Source organism: Glaciecola sp. XM2, from assembly GCF_018595715.1.
Taxonomy (GTDB): domain Bacteria; phylum Pseudomonadota; class Gammaproteobacteria; order Enterobacterales; family Alteromonadaceae; genus Glaciecola.
The window spans coordinates 31,269-48,744 of record NZ_JAHEOJ010000015.1; the positions used below are offsets into that span (position 1 = coordinate 31,269).

Here is a 17,476-nt window from a genome sequence, read left to right on the forward strand (position 1 = left end):
TTGCTGCGTCTTTTGCCTAAGGAGTAATTCGTTGTTTTATTGCATCAACATGCTGCTACATATCTTACTACCTCATCAAAAAGGGTTTATAACGGCAGAATTCACAAAATATAAGCTCAAGTACCGACGATAGTGTGATTTCAATGCCCATTAAGGCTAGTGAGAAATCGCTTGCCGTGTTGTAAACTACAAGCGTATAAAGATGCACGCTTACTCTGACAATAACGAACACACAAAAGATAATTATGTATTCAACATGTATTTTAGGCGCCAGTGGATATACAGGTGCTGAATTAGCCAAAATCTTGTGGGCTCATCCAGATTTTTCTCTAGACGGCTGTTTTGTATCAGCACAAAGCGCTGATGCAGGAAAGCGCCTTGGCGAAGTCCATGGTGCATTATCTCATGTGCATGGAATAGAAATGCAAGCACTCGCTGATGATCAAGTTCAGGCCTTAGGCGAGCTATATGATTTGATTTTTATGGCGCTTCCTCATGAGGTTAGCCATCATTGGGCACAGCAACTTCGCGGTACTAAAGCCATTATATTTGACCTATCGGGCGCATTTAGATTGTCTGATGCTGCTACATTTGAACATTACTATGGCTTTGCACATGCCTATCCTGATTTGCTCGAGGAGCGAGTGTATGGGCTTGCTGAGTGGCATGCTAACGAGATCGCAAACGCTATGCAGCTCATAGCCGTGCCCGGTTGTTACCCAACCGCCTCGATGCTAGCGCTAAAACCGCTCACCTCAAACCACTTGTTGTCGACAAAGCAGTTACCCGTGATCAATGCCACAAGCGGCGTCAGTGGCGCAGGAAGAAAAGCGAGCATGACCAGTAGCTTTTTTGAAGTCAGCCTGCAAGCCTATGGTGTGCATACGCACAGACACACGCCTGAAATAGAAGAATTTTCTGATACTAAAGTGATTTTTACGCCGCATTTAGGCGCTTTTAAAAGAGGGATTTTGGCAACCGTTACCGCTTTTGTAGAGCCACATGTAAGCGCCCAAGATATCACCAAGGCGTTTCATGACGCGTATGACGATAAACCGCTAGTGCGCCTGTGCACGTCGTGGCCGAAGGTAGACAACGTTGCCCACACACCATTTTGTGATATTCACTGGGCCTTTGATGAGCAAAAGCAATGCGTGATTGTGACCGCAGCAATCGATAACTTACTCAAAGGTGCAGCCAGCCAAGCGATACAGTGCGCAAACATCCGCTTTGCTTTGAACGAAGCACAAGGATTGTTGCCATGAACAAACCACAAGCGCAAACCCAAAAGCTAGGCAGTAAAACCAAAGGCGGCGATATCATCGTGATAAAAGTGGGCGGGCGCTTTTTCAATGAGCTTTTTGAGCAAAGTGCACTTAAACACCCGCTCTTACATGCTATCGACTCGCTTATCCTGCAAGGCAAGCAAGTTGTGTTAGTGCATGGCGGTGGTGAGCAAGTGCAGACGCAACTTACGGCGCTGGGCTTTAAAACCGTTAAAGCGAATGGTTTGCGCGTGACCCCTTTTGAGCAAATGCCGATTGTCGCAGGCGTTCTGTCGGGGTATCTCAATAAAACACTGGTTGCTCATAGCGCAGCGATTGGTATCAATGCACTGGGCATTACCCTTGCCGATGGCGCCATTGCTAAGTGTCGACAGATAAGTCAAGAGCTTGGTGCAGTAGGCGCTCCGGTAGCAAACGATCCAGGCCTCTTAAAGCAGCTTATTGAGGCAGGTATGCTGCCCATTGTTGCGTCTATTGGCTGCGATGAAAAAGGCCTCTTATACAACGTAAATGCCGATCACGCTGCCACATGTATTGCACAATTGCTAAACGCAAAATTGTATCTGCTATCAGACGTGAAGGGCGTGCTAGATGCCGATGGCGTCAAGATCGATGAGTTATCAGCCGAGCAAGCTCAAACGCTTATTGCTAAAAACGTGATCACCGACGGTATGATTGTAAAGGTTAACGCTGCCCAAGATGCTGCAGACGTGCTCGATGCACCAGTCACTATTGGTAGCTGGAACGACATCGAAGGCCTGATCAACCCAAGAAAGCCCTTTGGCACCCAAATTCACCCATATTCCGATAGTGTGAGCTAATGCTCGCAAATCAAACATAGGACCTTTCATGCACCAAGATTTACTCAGCTTCAGACAGTGGAACAGTGACGATGCTCAAAAGTTACTGACATTTGCCTTGGATCTTAAACAGCAGCCAAACAAGTACGGCAGGCTGTTGGAAGGTAAAACGGTTGTGGCAATTTTTGAAAAGCCATCTTTGCGCACCCGCGTAAGCTTTGACATTGGCATCAACAAACTCGGTGGTCATATGGTCTATGTAGATAGTCAAGGTGCCGAGCTTAAAAAGCGTGAAGACCCTATCGATGTAGGTGCCAACCTTGCGCAATGGACAGATGCCATTGTCTCTCGAGTATATGCTCATGCAACGCTAGAACAATTAGCCGAGGGCTCACACGTGCCGGTGATAAATGCTTTGTGTGACCGCTATCACCCGTGCCAAGCACTTGCTGATTATATGAGTATGCATGAGCATCTAGGCTCGGTGCGCGGCAAAACCATGGCATATGTTGGCGATGGCAATAACGTAACCCATTCACTGCTCATTTTAGGCGTGCTGTTAGGCTGCCACCAGGTGGTGATAACACCCAAAGGCTATGAAATCGATGATGAAATTAAGGCGTTTGTGATCGCGCTAGCAGATGAGCACAACGTCGAGGTGACATTTGCCAGTGAAATGAGTGCACTTGCGCGCTGTGATGTGATCTATACCGACACTTGGTTATCTATGGGCGACAATACGCCGTTGGCAGATATCAAAGATACGTTTATGCCATATCAATTAAACGATGAGCTTATGAAGCACACACACGCAAGCTACGTCATGCATTGCCAGCCAGCCCATCGCGATTTGGAAATCACTGGGCAGCTGATGGACTCAGAGCAGTCATTGCTGATGGCACAAGCAAACAACCGTATGCATGCACAAAATGCCATACTCAGTTATTTAATGACCGACATGTCTTTGTAAGAACCTGTCTTTATCCGTATTTAAAGGAATGTAATTTATGTCAAATATCAAAAAGGTGGTGCTTGCCTATTCTGGCGGCCTTGATACCTCAGCCATCATGCCTTGGTTAAAAGAAAACTACGACTGCGAAGTGGTCGCCTTTGCCGCTGATGTGGGTCAAGGAGATGAAGAGCTCGAAGGACTAGAAGCCAAAGCCTTAGCCAGTGGTGCAAGCGAATGTCACATTGTCGATTTAAAAGAAGAGTTTGTGCGCGACTTTATTTACCCTACAGTTAAAACCGGAGCGGTTTATGAAGGTGAGTACTTACTCGGCACTTCAATGGCAAGACCCGTTATTGCCAAAGCGCAGGTTGAAGTGGCACGTAAAGTCGGTGCGGATGCACTGAGCCACGGCTGTACCGGTAAGGGCAACGACCAAGTGCGTTTTGAAGGTGCCTTTGCAGCCCTTGCTCCAGACTTAAAGGTCATTGCACCTTGGCGTGAATGGGACATGGTCTCACGTGAGGACTTGCTCGACTACCTAGCGAGTCGCAACATTAAGTCCAGTGCCTCAGCGACAAAAATTTATAGCCGCGATGCAAACGCATGGCATATCTCACACGAAGGCGGCGAGCTAGAAGACCCTTGGTGTGAGCCTAGTAAGCAAGTGTGGACAATGACCGTGGACCCACAAGATGCGCCAAATACGCCCGAAACGGTGAGTCTGTCGTTTGAAAAAGGCGAGCTTGTAAAAGTAAACGGCACATCGCTTTCGCCTTACAACGCCTTGATGACCCTTAATACCATTGCTGCGGCTCATGGCGTTGGGCGTATTGATATTGTTGAAAATCGACTGGTAGGTATGAAGTCACGAGGCTGTTATGAAACCCCTGGCGGCACCGTCTTGGTTAAAGCGTACAAAGCCCTCGAATGCCTAGTTTTAGATAAATCTGCCTTGAAATATCGTGAGCAAATTGGCCTAGAGTTTGCGCATGTGATGTATGACGGACGGTGGTTTACGGCTTTAAATGACGCCCTACTCGCAGGCGCACAAAGCTTTGCAGAATTAGTCACCGGCGATATCGTCGTTAAACTTTATAAGGGCACTGCCACGGTCGTACAACGTCGTTCACCCAACAGCTTATACTCTGAAGACTTTGCAACATTTGGCGCCGATGATGTTTACGACCAGTCTCACGCAGAAGGCTTTATTCGTTTGTTTAGTTTATCGAGCAGAATCAAAGCGTTAAAAAGTCAAGGCGGCGCAAAGTAAGCGCTGTGCAACAACACTAGGAGATAAAAAATGGCTTTATGGGGCGGACGGTTTAGCGGTGATGCAAGCGCCATGTTCAAACAGGTCAATGATTCATTGCCTTTTGACTATGTGATGGCAATTGAGGACATTACAGGCTCAATCGCATGGTCGAAAGGTTTGGTGAGAGCGGGCGTATTGACTGAGCAAGAACAGGCTAGCTTAGAGCAGTGTTTAAACACACTAAAGCAAGACGTAGAGGCCAATAAAGTCGATTTTAGCGCTTCCACCGAAGAGGATATTCACAGCTTTGTTGAAGCCTACCTGACTGACGCACTTGGCGATCTTGGTCGTAAACTGCATACTGGTCGAAGCCGAAACGACCAAGTTGCGACTGACTTTCGTTTATGGTGTAAACGCCATTTAGCCGGTCTTAAACTCGATATTGTCAATCTCCTTGACGCGTTGTTGAGCTGTGCCAATCGTCATGAGCAAGCGATTATCCCCGGCTATACACATTTGCAGCGCGCGCAACCGGTATATTTTGCTCATTGGTGCTTAGCATATGGCGAAATGTTAAAGCGTGATATCACTCGTATTGACGACTGTGTCAGGCGTTTGAATCAATCTCCTTTAGGCTGCGGAGCATTGGCGGGCACCAGCTTTGACGTAGACCGTGAAAAATTGGCAGAGGAACTTGGCTTTGCTAGCCCGTGTTTGAATAGCTTGGACGCGGTCTCAGATCGTGATTTTGTTTTAGAGCTATTGTTTGTTTGCAGCACGGGCATGATGCACTTATCGCGGATGGCCGAAGACCTGATTTTTTATAACTCGGGCGAAGCAGGCTTTCTACAGTTAAGTGATGCAGTGACTTCAGGCTCGTCATTAATGCCGCAAAAGAAAAACCCTGACGCCCTTGAACTGATGCGTGGAAAGTGTGGGCGAGTGTTTGGTCACCTACAAGGCCTACTGGTCACCATGAAGGGCTTGCCGCTCGCTTACAACAAAGATATGCAGGAAGATAAAGAAGGCGCAATTGACGCGGTGAATCAATATCATATTTGCTTGTGTATTGGTGTGGAAGTATTAGAAGGGCTGAGCCTCAATCAAGAGGCGACACGTAAAGCCGCACAACAAGGATATGCTAACGCCACAGAATTGGCCGATTATTTGGTCGCGCAAAACGTACCATTTAGAACCGCTCATGATATTGCAGGACAAGCGGTAGTCGCCGCCATTGCAAAAGGGTTAGCCTTAGAAGAGCTGCCAATTGAGGACTTACAAGCGTTGCACGCCAGTATTCAAGAAGACGTTTACGAATGGCTGCCATTAGAAGCGGTGCTTGATAAACGCAAATATTTGGGCGGAACCAGTCATGATACAGTCACAAAAGCGCTATATCTTGAGCTTGAACATCTCGATCAACTAAAAGCTAGTTTGAGTTAAGTACACCATGACTTTATCCCATGACGAAAGTATTCGCTTATTCAGAAACTCCGCTCCTTATATCAATGCCCATAGGGGTAAAACGTTTGTAATTACCTTTGGCGGTGAGGCAGTATTAGATCCTAACTTCCCCCGGCTGGTGCAAGATATTGCCCTTCTGCATAGCTTAGGCATGCGCATTATTATTACTCATGGGGCCCGCCCGCAAATAGACGAGCGACTGCACCTTAGAAGCTTGCAAGGTCAGTTTGTCGATGGTCTGCGCGTGACCAATAAGGCAACCTTAGAGTGTGTAAAAGACGCCGCTGGTTCGCTGCGCAGCCAAATCGAGGCGCTGCTCACTATGGGTTTACCAAACTCTCCCATGCATGGGGCAAGGATACGAGTGTGCTCAGGCAACCTAGTCATCGCTAAACCTATCGGGGTGAGAAATGGCATTGATTTTGAGCACACCGGCCTAGTGCGCAGAATCGACGTGGAAGGCATAGAAGACCAGCTCGATGACGGTTCAATCGTTTTACTCTCCCCCATGGGCTACTCCCCTACTGGTGAGGTATTTAATTTGTCTCACGAAGATGTTGCCACCCAAGCTGCTATTGCCTTAAAAGCGAATAAGTTAATTTCCTTGTCACAGCAAGACGGGCTATATCAACGCGAAGAAGGCAAAGCGGATAAATTCATTCGCACCATAGAACTTAACCCATTACAAAAGCTGGTTGATGAGGACAAAATTACCGCCGAAGTCACCTGTTTGACGGCCATGATGCAGGCGGTTGGAGCGGGCATTGAACGCGCTCACTGCGTTAGCTACAAAGAAAATGGTGCCCTACTCAAAGAGTTATTCACCCGCGACGGTGAAGGCACTCTTGTCATGCAAACCCATTATGAGCGCTTGCGCGGCGCGAATATTGATGATGTGGGTGGCATACTGAAACTTATTCGTCCGCTGGAAGAAAGTGGCGCGTTAGTAAAACGCTCAAGAGAGCTATTAGAAAACGAAATAACACAGTTTATGGTGATTGAGCGAGACGGTATGATCATCGCCTGCGCTGCACTCTACATTTACCCAGAAGATGCCAGCGGAGAAATCTCTTGTGTAGCCACACACCGAGACTATCGCGGCAGCAATCGCGGTGAAAGGCTGCTACAAGCACTTAAGAATAAAGCTATTTTGAATCGCCTAGAACGTATTTTTGTGCTTACTACCATCACCGGTCATTGGTTCTTAGAGCATGGCTTTGAAGAAAAAGATATTGATGCCCTACCGTCAATGAAAAAGCAGATGTATAACTATACCCGAAACTCAAAAGTGTTTATGTTGGATTTAAGCAATTAGCTGAATTAGCCGGTATTTGCGTCGGTCAGGCTAAGCTGATAACTTAATCAAGTCTTTTCATTTTGGAGTGGGATCATGGAAGCAAAAACCCCTTGGTGGTTTTGGTTGGTCGCGGTGTTGGCCATCTTTTGGAACTCTGGCGGCGTGATGGATTTCACTATGACGCATACGCACAACGAGGCGTATATGTCTGCCTATACGCAAGAGCAGCGAGATTTCTTTTATGGCTTTCCTTTGTGGGCAAATATTGTATGGGCTCTAGGCGTGTTCGGCGGGTTTATAGGCGCTGTCCTACTGCTCTTTCGTACCAAGTTTGCGTTTCATGCCTTCGCAATTTCAATCTTTGGCATGGTGGTATCATTTGCCTATCAATTTACCGCCGGCATGCCAAGTGATCTTCATACTCCAGGCACCATGGCCTTTACCGCTGCAATTTGGATTATCGCTGGACTGTTGATGTGGTTTACTGTTGTGATGCAAACACGCGGGATTTTAAAGTAACAAAGGAACCCTCCGGCATATCGCTTGAAGGGTTCTTCATTGTCTGCTTGTTAACCTAAAGACTCACGCGTTTAAACGGTCGGTATTGAGCTCGCCAAAAGTTTTTCTCTATCCGCTCTTTTAGCATCTCGTCCGATAGCGTAAGCGCGAGGTCTTGCGCCATGGCCACTTTTGCCACTTCAAAGGCGATGGACTTGCTCAATTCGGTAATTTTCGTCAACGGCGGTAATAAATGCTCTGACTCACCTCTTGCTAGGGGCGATGCGTCCGCTAATGCGTTACTCGCAGCCATCAACATCTCATCAGAAATTAAGCGCGCTTTAGATGCAAGCACGCCCAGTCCAATACCAGGGAAAATATAACTATTGTTACATTGCGCAATAGGATAAGTTTTACCTTCATACTGCACGGGTGCAAACGGACTGCCGGTGGCAATTACCACGTTGCCGTTTGTCCACTCAATCACCTGCTCGGGACGCGCCTCAACCTGTCTAGATGGATTACTCAGAGGGAAAATGATCGGCACTTCACAGTGTGACTGCATTGCCTTGACCACTTCTTCGGTGAATAAGCCCGGTTGACCTGACACACCAATCAATAGGTCAGGCTTTGCATGGTTAACGACATCAAGTAGCGAGGGATAATCTGCGCTTACTGTCCAAGTTGCCACAGCGGCTTTTGGTTGCTGTAGCGCTTGCTGAAAATCACGCAACCCTTCCATTCCCTCAGTAAGCAGACCATAACGGTCAACCATGAACACGCGAGCCCGAGCTTGCGCCTCGCTTAGGCCCTCAAACTGCATTTGCTGCACGAGCATTTCTGCTATGCCGCATCCGGCGGAGCCTGCACCAACAAAAGCAACTTTCTTGTCCGATAGTTTACTTCCGTTAGCCTTACACGCCGCTAAAATGGTACCCAGGGCAACCGCAGCAGTGCCTTGAATATCATCATTAAAACAACACACTTTATCTCTGTATCGATTTAACAATGGCATCGCGTTGGGTTGTGCAAAATCCTCAAACTGGATCATGGCTTCTGGCCAGCGACGCTGCACTTCATTGATGAAAATATCTAAAAACTCATCATATTGATCTTGCGATATCCTCGGATGACGTGCGCCCATATACATCGGGTCGTCTAAGAGCTTTTGATTATTTGTACCAACGTCTAACATCACCGGCAGCGTATAAGCAGGGCTTATACCACCGCACGCAGTGTACAAAGAAAGCTTACCGATAGGAATGCCCATGCCGCCAATGCCTTGATCGCCTAAGCCTAGAATACGCTCGCCATCAGTCACAACAATGACTTTCACTTTACGTTTGGTGGCGTTGCGCAAAATATCTTCGACCATATGGCGCTCTTCATAACTAATAAAGAGGCCTCTAGAAGAGCGATAAATATCAGAAAATCGCTCACACGCTTCACCTACTGTAGGTGTATAAATGATTGGCATCATTTCATCGATGTGCTCTTGCACCACTCGGTAAAACAGCGTTTCGTTATTGTCTTGGATTGCGCGCAAGTAGATATGCTTATTAAGCGGCGAAGAGAAACTGCTATATTGTTTATAGGCACGGTCCACCTGCTCTTCGATAGATTCGTACCTAGGCGGTAACAAGCCTAATAAATTAAAAGACTTGCGCTCTTTTTCGGTAAACGCGCTACCCTTGTTTAGCAAAGGTGTTTCTAATAATGCAGGCCCTGCATAGGGGATATAAAGATATGCATTTTTATCTGATGTAGACATAGTCACTCATCTTGTCATGGTGTTGTGTGGGATCTTCGTTAAAAGATATCGTCCAAATCCGTTTCTTCTTCCGATTCTTCCTCTACGGGCAAAGATAAACCGTTATCTTGTACAAATGTAGTAGGCTCTGTGCCTTTTACAAAATATTCGAACATAGAGGATTCATCTGTTTTAGTGGTCAGCTTGCCTGTGGCGCGATCAATCCTGACCCGCACTATCCCTTCGGGAATGTGTTTTGTTTCCGTTGGCACGCCCTCTAAGGCTTCTTGCATAAACATAATCCAAGCAGGAAGTGCCGCTTTTGCACCATCTTCTGCGCCAATTAAGGCATTTCCAATCCAATTAAAACGCTCTGGGTTTTTGTTAATGAGGTTTTGATTCCGAGTTGCGCGACCTAATTGGCGTGCGGGGTTATCAAAGCCCGTCCACGAAGTTGCCACTAAGCCCGGTGCAAACCCACTAAACCAAGTGTCTCTCGAGTCGTTCGTGGTGCCGGTTTTACCGCCGATATCGGTGCGTCCAAGCAGATTGCGCGCGCGCCAACCGGTGCCCAGCCAATAGCTCTGGGTATTCCAACTGCCATTAGCTCTCACCGCTGTACTCATCATTTCAGATACCAAGAAGGCTGTCTTTTCGTCAATCACGCGAGGAGCTGAGCGTTTTTGTTCAACGGTGATTTCAGCTTCGGGGGTTTGTGCATCACTGCGCATAAATTCGGCAGCGAGTTGAGCTTCAAGGTCCTCTAAGCTTAATGTCTCGGAGGATGCGGTTTGTTCGGTGCTATTTGGCAACTTTTCAACTTCGTCTTCACAGGGGTCGCACGCATAAAGTGGATCAGCTTGCCAAATTACGTCGCCCGTGCTGTTTTCAATGCGCTCAATAAAGTAAGGCTGTATCGCAAAACCACCGTTAGCGATGATGGCTAGTGCTCTGGCAACCTCAAATGGTGTATGTGAGCCTGAACCAAGAGACATGGTTTCATCACGAGGAATTTCATCTCTGATAAAACCAAAGTTGGTCAAATACTCGCGTGTCTTATCTAAGCCCACACCTCTTAATAATCTCACCGATACCACGTTTTTAGATTTACCGAGCGCCTTGCGCATTAAAATCGGGCCGTCATACACAGCAGGAGAATTTTGCGGGCGCCATGCAAGACCTGTCGAAGCATCCCATTGATTAATAGGAGCATCGTTAATAATAGACGCTAGGGTGTAGCCATTATCAAGGGCAGACGCATAGATGAACGGTTTGATGTTTGAACCGACTTGGCGTTTAGCCTGAGTCGCGCGGTTAAACTGACTTTCATAAAAATCATAACCCCCTACCACGGCCTCTACCGCACCATTCATTGGGTTTAATGCAACAAAGGCACCTGATGCATCAGGTAATTGAGACAACTGCCATTTTTGATCATCAAAACGCTGACGAATATACACCACCATGCCAGGGTGCAACACATCACTTGCATATTCAGGCTCACTGCCTTGGGCGGTATCGCTGATATACTCTCTAGCCCAATCGATTGCATCCCAATCTAGGAGGATTTCTTGGCCCTCTTGGTTAATTACCCGCGCCGACTGTTCATCTACCGAAACCACCGCGGCTGGATACAGATAGCCTATGGCGTCAAAGGTCTCAAGCGCCTCTAGCAACTCATCGCCGAGCATAGGAATGAATTCACCGTACTGTTCACGTATGGTATTGGCTTCGCTTGGGCTAAGTGGTTGTTCAAATCCAAAGGTATCTAGTACTTCATCAGTCAAAGGCTTCCAGAGAACGGCGAGCGGACCGCGAAACCCATGACGTTCGTCATAATCATGAAGGTTTTGGATAACCGCTCTTTGCGCAGATTTTTGATACTTAGAATGCGCAGTCGCATAAACATTGAAGCCGCTGGTTTCGGCAATTTCTTTGCCGTAAATCGAAACCATCTCGTTATATATAATATCCGCAAGATAAGGCGCATCTAGGCTGATCTCCGCACCGTGACGTTTAGCTGTCACCGGGGCATTCGCTGCCTCGTCAAACTCAGCGCGCGTAATATAACCCTCGTCTAACATCCGCAACAATACAATACGTCGACGCTCTTTTGAGCGCTCAGGTTGACTGATTGGGTTAAGTGCAGAAGGCGCTTGTGGCAATCCTGCTAGGGTAGCTAGCTGGGCTAAATTAAGCTCAGTAAGGTCTTTTCCATAATACACTTGGGCCGCTGCACCTACTCCAAATGAGCGATGCCCTAATTCCACTTTATTTAGGTAGAGCTCAAGGATCTCATCTTTTGTAAGCTCTTGTTCCATTTGAAAGGCAATGAAGATTTCTTTGATTTTGCGCGACCACTCCTTCCTGCGGTTTAAGAAAAACCCGCGAGCTAACTGCATGGTCAGGGTACTGGCACCTTGACGCTTTTCTCCCGTCACGATCAAACTAAGGCCCGCTCTGGCAACCCCAATTGGATCAACCCCAGCGTGGCTATAAAAACGGCTATCTTCGGTTGCGATGATGGCTTGAATCAAATGCTCCGGCACATTTTCCAAAGACACAGGGATTCGTCGCTTCACACCATACTGGGAGATTAACTGCCCATCTTGGGTGAAAACACGCATAGGCGTTTGCAACTCAACATCTTTGAGCACATCTACACTCGGCAAGTCATCTTTGAGATAAAAATACATCCCTAAGACAGAAGCGACACCTAGACAAGTACCGAGTAAAACCACGATTAAAAAGACTTTTATATACTTCACAGCAGGTTAGCTACTCAAAAAAATTAAAATTAGCACTCAAATTTTATACGTATGTGTCGTTAACCACTACATACAGTAATACAAATCTCAGTATTATCCGCACGTATGATACTGCAACTAACTACAGGCCGCCATTGAATGAAATCGCTTTTTCAAAAAAAGGCTAAGACAATTATCGGTTTAGACATAGGTACTAAGTTCGTTAAGGCGATCAGTCTAGACATGTCTGGCAAACAATGCAAAGTCGTTGGGTTCGCTTGCGAGCCCATTACTGGTATGGCGTTTTCCGAACGCGACATCAAAGACTTTGATGCTATTAGTAAAGCTTTGAAGAAAGTCCAAATGGGCATTAAGTCAAAGAGTAAAGAATGTGCTATTGCCGTTGCAGGTCCTTCTGTTATCAGCAAGCTCGTCTTTATGGAGCCAGACCAAACCGATTTTGAATTAGAAACGCAAATTGAATTAGAAGCAGATAGCCTTATTCCGTATCCGCTGGACGAGGTGTATTTGGACTTCCAAGAGATTGCACCGAGTAAAACACACATCGGAAAAGTAGAAGTGCTTTTGAGTGCTGCGCACAGAGATATGATTGACTCGCGCATTACACTAGTACGTGAAGCGCCTTTCGATCCGGTTATTGTAGATATCGAATCGAATGTGTTGGCCGACTCATTCGTTCAGTTTGGTGCAGGAAAAGAAAACGAAACCAAGGTGTGTATCAACCTTGGCGCGTCACTGATGCAGATATGCGTCGTTGAAGCTGGCAAAGTTATCTATCACAAAGAGCATACGTTTGGCGTCAATAGCTTTGTGCAAGATATCGCGGTACTAAATAACTTAGACGCGCAAGAAGTAGAACAGCAAATCGCAAGTTTCACCGCACCAGAAAGTTGGTATAGCGATACGTTACCCACCTTTGTGTCTAGCGTACAACAGCACATTCAGCGTGCATTACAAATGTACGTAGCCACCACTCACAAACAAATGCCTGTTGGCTTTAGCTTGTGCGGGGGCGGCGCTAACTTACCGAACATTTGTGAAGACCTCAGTAAAGACATGGCAATGGATGTCAGTCTGTTTAACCCTTTTGAGCAAATGGATGTCGATAGCAAAGTGAATCATGAAAAACTGCTTAGCGTGGCACCTCAATTGAGCATCGCTGCCGGTTTAGCTACAAGGAGATTAAGCGCATGGCAAAAATAAACCTGTTGCCTTGGCGCGAGTCGCTCAGGCAAACACAAAAGCAACAATATCTAATTTCCTTGGGGATTTTAGCCATTGCTGTATTTGGTCTATTTTGGTTGATTGGTCAGATTATTGATCAGCAAATTCGCAATCAAAACGCCAGAAATACGTACCTTACACAAGAGCTTGCAGTGCTTGACCAACAGATCAATGAAATCCAGCGCATCAAAGAAGCGAAGGAAGAAATTGTGCTACGGATGAGCCTGATTGAGCAGCTTCAAGTGAGCCGTAACGTCACGCCTGTTTTGTTTGAAGAACTAGCACGCACTTTGCCTGCTGGCGTTTCATTCAATAGCTTATCGCGCAAAGATAATAACTTAAAAATTATTGGTATCAGCGAGTCAAACAACCGTTTATCTGCTTTTGTTAGAAGCCTGGAACAGTCGGATGTGTTTATCAACCCAGTGCTATCTTCAATTGTTGCTGATGCGAGCACCTCAAATGCTATCAGTGACTTTGAGTTAACGCTTTCATTAAGCCCTAGGTATGCACCAATTGAAATGCAAACCGAATCGCAAACGGGAGGTCGATAGTCATGGCTTTTGATTTTAGTAAACTCAAAGAGGTCAACGAACTCGACTTTGAACAAGTTGCGATCTGGCCAAAAGAGATTAAAACCCTTGTTGCTGTATTTTGCTGCATCGCGGTAGGTGCCATATGCTACTACACCATCATCAGTGGCAAGCTACCGATATTAGAGGCAGCGCAGGGCCAAGAACAAACACTACGAGGTGAATTCGAGGCCAAATATCGCATAGCGGTTAACCTTGAAGCATACAAAGAACAATTAGCACGTATTGAAAATGATTTCTCGTCCATGTTGAAATCCTTGCCGACCTCAAATGAAACACCAGGTCTGCTCGATGACGTTACGTTCGTTGGCACTGATGCCGGCTTGTCATTCAAATTATTGAACTGGCAACGCGAAATTCCTAAGGAGTTTTACACCGAACTGCCGATACAGATAGAAGTAGTGGGTGGTTATCATGAATTTGGTCAATTCACATCGAATGTTGCGAATTTACCACGCATTGTAACCCTACACGATTTTGACGTAACGCGTACAAACGGTGAACTGTCTTTACGGATGCAAGCGAAGACATATCGCTCTGAACAAACGGAGGGAATGCAATGAAACGATTCCTTATAGGTGCGTCCAGTGCATTGATATTAACGGGTTGTGGAGCAAGCATCGATGATTTGGTGGCTTACACACAGCAGGTTAAGTCAAATATTCAAGTGAGCATTGAACCGTACCCAGAGTTTAAGCAGGTCGAAAATGTTGAGTATACCGCCAGCACTATTCGAAGCCCGTTTAGAAGAGCATCGCAAGAAGTACAAAGCGTGCAAATCGCTGCTACTGAAAACTGTGCTCAGCCAGATCGCACAAGAAACAGAGAAAAACTTGAGCGCTTTGGTTTAGACGCTTTGCAAATGTCAGGTGTGCTAACGATTGGTGGACAAAGATATGCACTAATCAAAGCAAATGACGGCAGTTTACACCGAGTCACCGTTGGCAATTACCTTGGTTTGTTCCATGGGAAAGTCATAGAAATTACGAACACTGAAGTGAAAATTAGAGAAATGCTCCCAGACGGAGCCGGATGTTGGCAAGAGAAACAAGCCACATTAGGTATGTCTGCTGCAGGGGATAATAACAATGTCTGAGCAATACATTTTTAATAAAAAGTTAAACCGTCGCAAGCCAAGTTGGTATCTCGTATGCGCATTATTGGTGGGCATTGTTACCTTTGGGGTAGTGGCACAAGAAGCGCCTGTAGCCTTAATCGACCCAGTGGGCGATGAGCTAGAAGCCAATAAAGTCCTGCTAAGTGACATTTCATTTAACCGCAGAGGCGATACCGCTCAAGTAACCGTGAAGTTTGAAAACGGGGTGCCCGAGCTGGCGATGGTAGAAGCCCGAGGCAATATTGCGCTTAGCTTTGAAGGCAGTGAACTTGACGAGCAGCAGTATGTCGAGATTGATGTACGTCAATTTGGCACCATGGTCGAAAACATTGAAACCTTCCAAAGAGATGATACCGCGCGTGTTGAAATTCGTTATGACGGCCGAGTAAAGGTCTCAAAAACTGAGCTAGAAGATGGCTACACCTTTGATATTGTTACAATTACAAACGAAGAGATTGCTAAATCAGCCGAGAAAGACTACAGCGGTGCGCCTATCTCTTTGGATTTCCAAGACGTACCAGTACGCCAGGTATTACAAATCATTGCACAAGTGAACGGCTTTAATCTAGTTACCACCGACACGGTTGCCGGAAACGTCACCATCAGTTTAAGTGCGGTTCCGTGGGACCAAGCATTAGATATGATTTTGAAAATCCGTGGTTTAGATAAGCGCCTAGAAGGTAACATCTTGCTTATCGCTCCACGCGAAGAACTTACCGCTCGCGAAACACAAGAGCTACAGTCTAAACAGCAAGTACAAAGCTTAGCTGAATTAAAATCTGCGAACATTTCAGTGAACTATGCAACCGCTGCGGCGCTTGCAGAGATATTGAAAACAACTGATGGCGGCATTTTGTCTGACCGCGGCACGGTGAGCGTAGATGATCGCACAAACACCTTGCTGATTCGTGACACGCAAGAGTCGATTGACCAAGCTAGAAGTGTCGTTGAAACCTTAGATATTCCTGTTAAGCAGGTATTAATTGAGTCACGCATGGTGACCGTTCGTGAAAATGCTGACGAGCAACTAGGCGTACGCTGGGGCTTTACCGGCACTGGCAGCGACTCTGCATCTTCAGGTGGTTTAGAAGGCGCAGACCTAGCAGGAGCAGGCATCGTTCCGTCGATTACCGACCGCTTGAACGTCAACCTTCCGGTATCTAACCCGGCCGGCCGCATCGGTTTCCAAATTGCCAATCTAGTTGATGGTAACATCTTAGACTTAGAGTTAAGCGCACTTGAGTCCGAGAACAAAGGTGAGATTATCGCAAGTCCACGTATTACGGTTGCTAACCAGCAAGAAGCGTATATTGAGCAAGGTACTGAAATACCTTTCGTACAAGCGACCTCTTCTGGTGCTACGTCGGTAGAGTTTAAAAAGGCAGTATTGAGCTTACGCGTCACGCCTCAAATTACGCCCGACAACCGTATCATCTTGAACTTAGTCGTCACCCAAGACACCCGTGGTGAGACTGTATCAACGTCTACAGGTCCAGCGGTAGCCATTGATACGCAAGAAATCAGCACACAGGTGCTTGTAGAAAATGGCGAAACTATTGTACTTGGCGGAATATTCCAACAAACCAGTACTGATGATGTGTCAAAAGTACCCTTGTTTGGTGACTTACCTGTAGTAGGTAATTTGTTCAAAACCTCTCAGAAAATTGAAGAAAAACGCGAATTGTTAATTTTTGTTACACCTAGGATAATCCTCGAAGGTCAATAAAATCATACAGTTAGCACTCAAATGCCGGTGATTTCCACAGAAATCACCGGCATTTTCATTTGAAAGCTTGCAAACATGCGCTAATCATTGAGATAATCCGCCATCTCGATTTTTCCCGAGGACAAAATTCGCCCATAGCAAGGCCTCTTGTTATGGTCAAAGTCAGTTGCACGAATAAGACAAAAACTGACATAAACCAACTATTTAAGATGTGAATTAGCAAAATATGGCTGAAAAACGTAATGTATTCTTAGTCGGTCCCATGGGTGCTGGTAAAAGCACTATTGGCCGCCACCTCGCCGATGAACTTCATTTAGAATTTTATGACTCAGACCAAGAAATTGAACGTCGCACAGGCGCAGATATCGCTTGGATATTCGACTTGGAAGGTGAAGAAGGCTTTAGAAAGCGTGAAGAAGATGTGATTCACGATCTTACCGATAAGCAAGGAATTGTGCTAGCAACTGGCGGTGGCTCTGTGGTCTCTAAAGCCGTCAGAAATAGACTTTCAGCACGAGGCATTGTGGTGTACTTACAAACCACGATCGACAAGCAGGTAGCTAGAACTCAACGCGATAAGCGCCGCCCGCTTCTACAAAACGAAGATCCCGAAAAAGTGTTGCGCGAGCTCGCTGGCGAACGTAACCCCTTATATGAAGATGTTGCGGACTACGTAGTAGAAACAGACGAGCAAAGCGCCCGCGCTGTTGCCAATCAAATTATCAGTAAAATAGGGCTGTAACGCTTAG

General features: G+C 46.4%; 15 protein-coding genes. 13 read left to right on the forward strand and 2 right to left on the reverse strand.

Going from position 1 to position 17,476, the window contains the following annotated elements; translation table 11 throughout:
- Positions 1-245: 245 nt before the first annotated feature.
- The 7 genes from argC to KJ365_RS02985 all read left to right on the forward strand — a co-directional run bounded on the left by argC (position 246) and on the right by KJ365_RS02985 (position 7,570).
- Complete coding sequence (argC, locus tag KJ365_RS02955; RefSeq protein WP_214450144.1) at positions 246-1,265, forward strand: N-acetyl-gamma-glutamyl-phosphate reductase; 1,020 nt, start codon at positions 246-248, stop codon at positions 1,263-1,265.
- Complete coding sequence (argB, locus tag KJ365_RS02960) at positions 1,262-2,107, forward strand: acetylglutamate kinase (protein WP_214450145.1); 846 nt, start codon at positions 1,262-1,264, stop codon at positions 2,105-2,107. The genes argC and argB overlap by 4 nt, the downstream gene beginning before the upstream one ends.
- Positions 2,108-2,135: 28 nt before the next feature.
- Positions 2,136-3,056: an ornithine carbamoyltransferase gene (locus KJ365_RS02965; protein WP_214450146.1), complete on the forward strand. Its 921-nt coding sequence runs from the start codon at positions 2,136-2,138 to the stop codon at positions 3,054-3,056.
- A 37-nt stretch (positions 3,057-3,093) separates the two neighbouring features.
- Complete coding sequence (locus KJ365_RS02970) at positions 3,094-4,308, forward strand: argininosuccinate synthase (RefSeq protein WP_214450147.1); 1,215 nt, start codon at positions 3,094-3,096, stop codon at positions 4,306-4,308.
- A gap of 30 nt (positions 4,309-4,338) precedes the next feature.
- Entirely contained in the window at positions 4,339-5,733 is a 1,395-nt protein-coding gene (argH, locus tag KJ365_RS02975) for an argininosuccinate lyase (RefSeq protein ID WP_214450148.1), read from the forward strand.
- Positions 5,734-5,740: 7 nt separating this feature from the next.
- The gene (argA, locus tag KJ365_RS02980; RefSeq protein WP_214450149.1) at positions 5,741-7,069 is read left to right on the forward strand and encodes an amino-acid N-acetyltransferase; all 1,329 of its coding nucleotides are present in this window, start codon (positions 5,741-5,743) and stop codon (positions 7,067-7,069) included.
- Positions 7,070-7,144: 75 nt separating this feature from the next.
- Positions 7,145-7,570 (forward strand): hypothetical protein, encoded by a 426-nt coding sequence (locus tag KJ365_RS02985; RefSeq protein ID WP_214450150.1) that lies wholly within the window; start codon positions 7,145-7,147, stop codon positions 7,568-7,570.
- Between the two features lie 55 nt (positions 7,571-7,625).
- Here the strand turns inward: KJ365_RS02985 and KJ365_RS02990 are convergent, their stop codons facing one another.
- Together KJ365_RS02990 and KJ365_RS02995 are read right to left on the reverse strand one after the other, a co-directional pair.
- A complete protein-coding gene (locus KJ365_RS02990) occupies positions 7,626-9,320 on the reverse strand; it encodes an NAD-dependent malic enzyme (protein WP_214450151.1) in 1,695 nt (564 codons plus the stop codon).
- A 38-nt stretch (positions 9,321-9,358) separates the two neighbouring features.
- Positions 9,359-12,067 (reverse strand): penicillin-binding protein 1A, encoded by a 2,709-nt coding sequence (locus KJ365_RS02995; RefSeq protein ID WP_352109310.1) that lies wholly within the window; start codon positions 12,065-12,067, stop codon positions 9,359-9,361.
- A 138-nt stretch (positions 12,068-12,205) separates the two neighbouring features.
- Here KJ365_RS02995 and pilM point away from each other — a divergent pair, with 138 nt between their 5' ends.
- The 6 genes from pilM to aroK all read left to right on the forward strand — a co-directional run bounded on the left by pilM (position 12,206) and on the right by aroK (position 17,469).
- Positions 12,206-13,270, forward strand: coding sequence for a type IV pilus assembly protein PilM (gene pilM, locus KJ365_RS03000; RefSeq protein ID WP_214450152.1), 1,065 nt, complete (start codon positions 12,206-12,208; stop codon positions 13,268-13,270).
- The gene (locus KJ365_RS03005; protein ID WP_214450153.1) at positions 13,258-13,845 is read left to right on the forward strand and encodes a PilN domain-containing protein; all 588 of its coding nucleotides are present in this window, start codon (positions 13,258-13,260) and stop codon (positions 13,843-13,845) included. The genes pilM and KJ365_RS03005 overlap by 13 nt, the downstream gene beginning before the upstream one ends.
- A 2-nt stretch (positions 13,846-13,847) precedes the next feature.
- Positions 13,848-14,447 (forward strand): type IV pilus inner membrane component PilO, encoded by a 600-nt coding sequence (locus tag KJ365_RS03010; RefSeq protein ID WP_214450154.1) that lies wholly within the window; start codon positions 13,848-13,850, stop codon positions 14,445-14,447.
- A complete protein-coding gene (locus tag KJ365_RS03015) occupies positions 14,444-14,980 on the forward strand; it encodes a pilus assembly protein PilP (RefSeq protein WP_214450155.1) in 537 nt (178 codons plus the stop codon). Before KJ365_RS03010 ends, KJ365_RS03015 begins: the two co-directional genes overlap by 4 nt.
- The gene (locus KJ365_RS03020) at positions 14,973-16,727 is read left to right on the forward strand and encodes a type IV pilus secretin PilQ (protein WP_214450156.1); all 1,755 of its coding nucleotides are present in this window, start codon (positions 14,973-14,975) and stop codon (positions 16,725-16,727) included. The genes KJ365_RS03015 and KJ365_RS03020 overlap by 8 nt, the downstream gene beginning before the upstream one ends.
- 226 nt (positions 16,728-16,953) lie before the next feature.
- Positions 16,954-17,469 (forward strand): shikimate kinase AroK, encoded by a 516-nt coding sequence (aroK, locus tag KJ365_RS03025; protein WP_214450157.1) that lies wholly within the window; start codon positions 16,954-16,956, stop codon positions 17,467-17,469.
- Positions 17,470-17,476: the final 7 nt, after the last annotated feature.

Excerpts from the sequence above, each read along its gene's own strand:
- argC (WP_214450144.1), top strand. The coding sequence starts at position 246 with ATGTATTCAACATGTATTTTAGGCGCCAGTGGATATACAGGTGCTGAA.
- argB (WP_214450145.1), top strand. The coding sequence starts at position 1,262 with ATGAACAAACCACAAGCGCAAACCCAAAAGCTAGGCAGTAAAACCAAA.
- KJ365_RS02965 (WP_214450146.1), top strand. The coding sequence starts at position 2,136 with ATGCACCAAGATTTACTCAGCTTCAGACAGTGGAACAGTGACGATGCT.
- KJ365_RS02970 (WP_214450147.1), top strand. The coding sequence starts at position 3,094 with ATGTCAAATATCAAAAAGGTGGTGCTTGCCTATTCTGGCGGCCTTGAT.
- argH (WP_214450148.1), top strand. The coding sequence starts at position 4,339 with ATGGCTTTATGGGGCGGACGGTTTAGCGGTGATGCAAGCGCCATGTTC.
- argA (WP_214450149.1), top strand. The coding sequence starts at position 5,741 with ATGACTTTATCCCATGACGAAAGTATTCGCTTATTCAGAAACTCCGCT.
- KJ365_RS02985 (WP_214450150.1), top strand. The coding sequence starts at position 7,145 with ATGGAAGCAAAAACCCCTTGGTGGTTTTGGTTGGTCGCGGTGTTGGCC.
- KJ365_RS02990 (WP_214450151.1), bottom strand. The coding sequence starts at position 9,320 with ATGTCTACATCAGATAAAAATGCATATCTTTATATCCCCTATGCAGGG.
- pilM (WP_214450152.1), top strand. The coding sequence starts at position 12,206 with ATGAAATCGCTTTTTCAAAAAAAGGCTAAGACAATTATCGGTTTAGAC.
- KJ365_RS03005 (WP_214450153.1), top strand. The coding sequence starts at position 13,258 with ATGGCAAAAATAAACCTGTTGCCTTGGCGCGAGTCGCTCAGGCAAACA.
- KJ365_RS03010 (WP_214450154.1), top strand. The coding sequence starts at position 13,848 with ATGGCTTTTGATTTTAGTAAACTCAAAGAGGTCAACGAACTCGACTTT.
- KJ365_RS03015 (WP_214450155.1), top strand. The coding sequence starts at position 14,444 with ATGAAACGATTCCTTATAGGTGCGTCCAGTGCATTGATATTAACGGGT.
- KJ365_RS03020 (WP_214450156.1), top strand. The coding sequence starts at position 14,973 with ATGTCTGAGCAATACATTTTTAATAAAAAGTTAAACCGTCGCAAGCCA.
- aroK (WP_214450157.1), top strand. The coding sequence starts at position 16,954 with ATGGCTGAAAAACGTAATGTATTCTTAGTCGGTCCCATGGGTGCTGGT.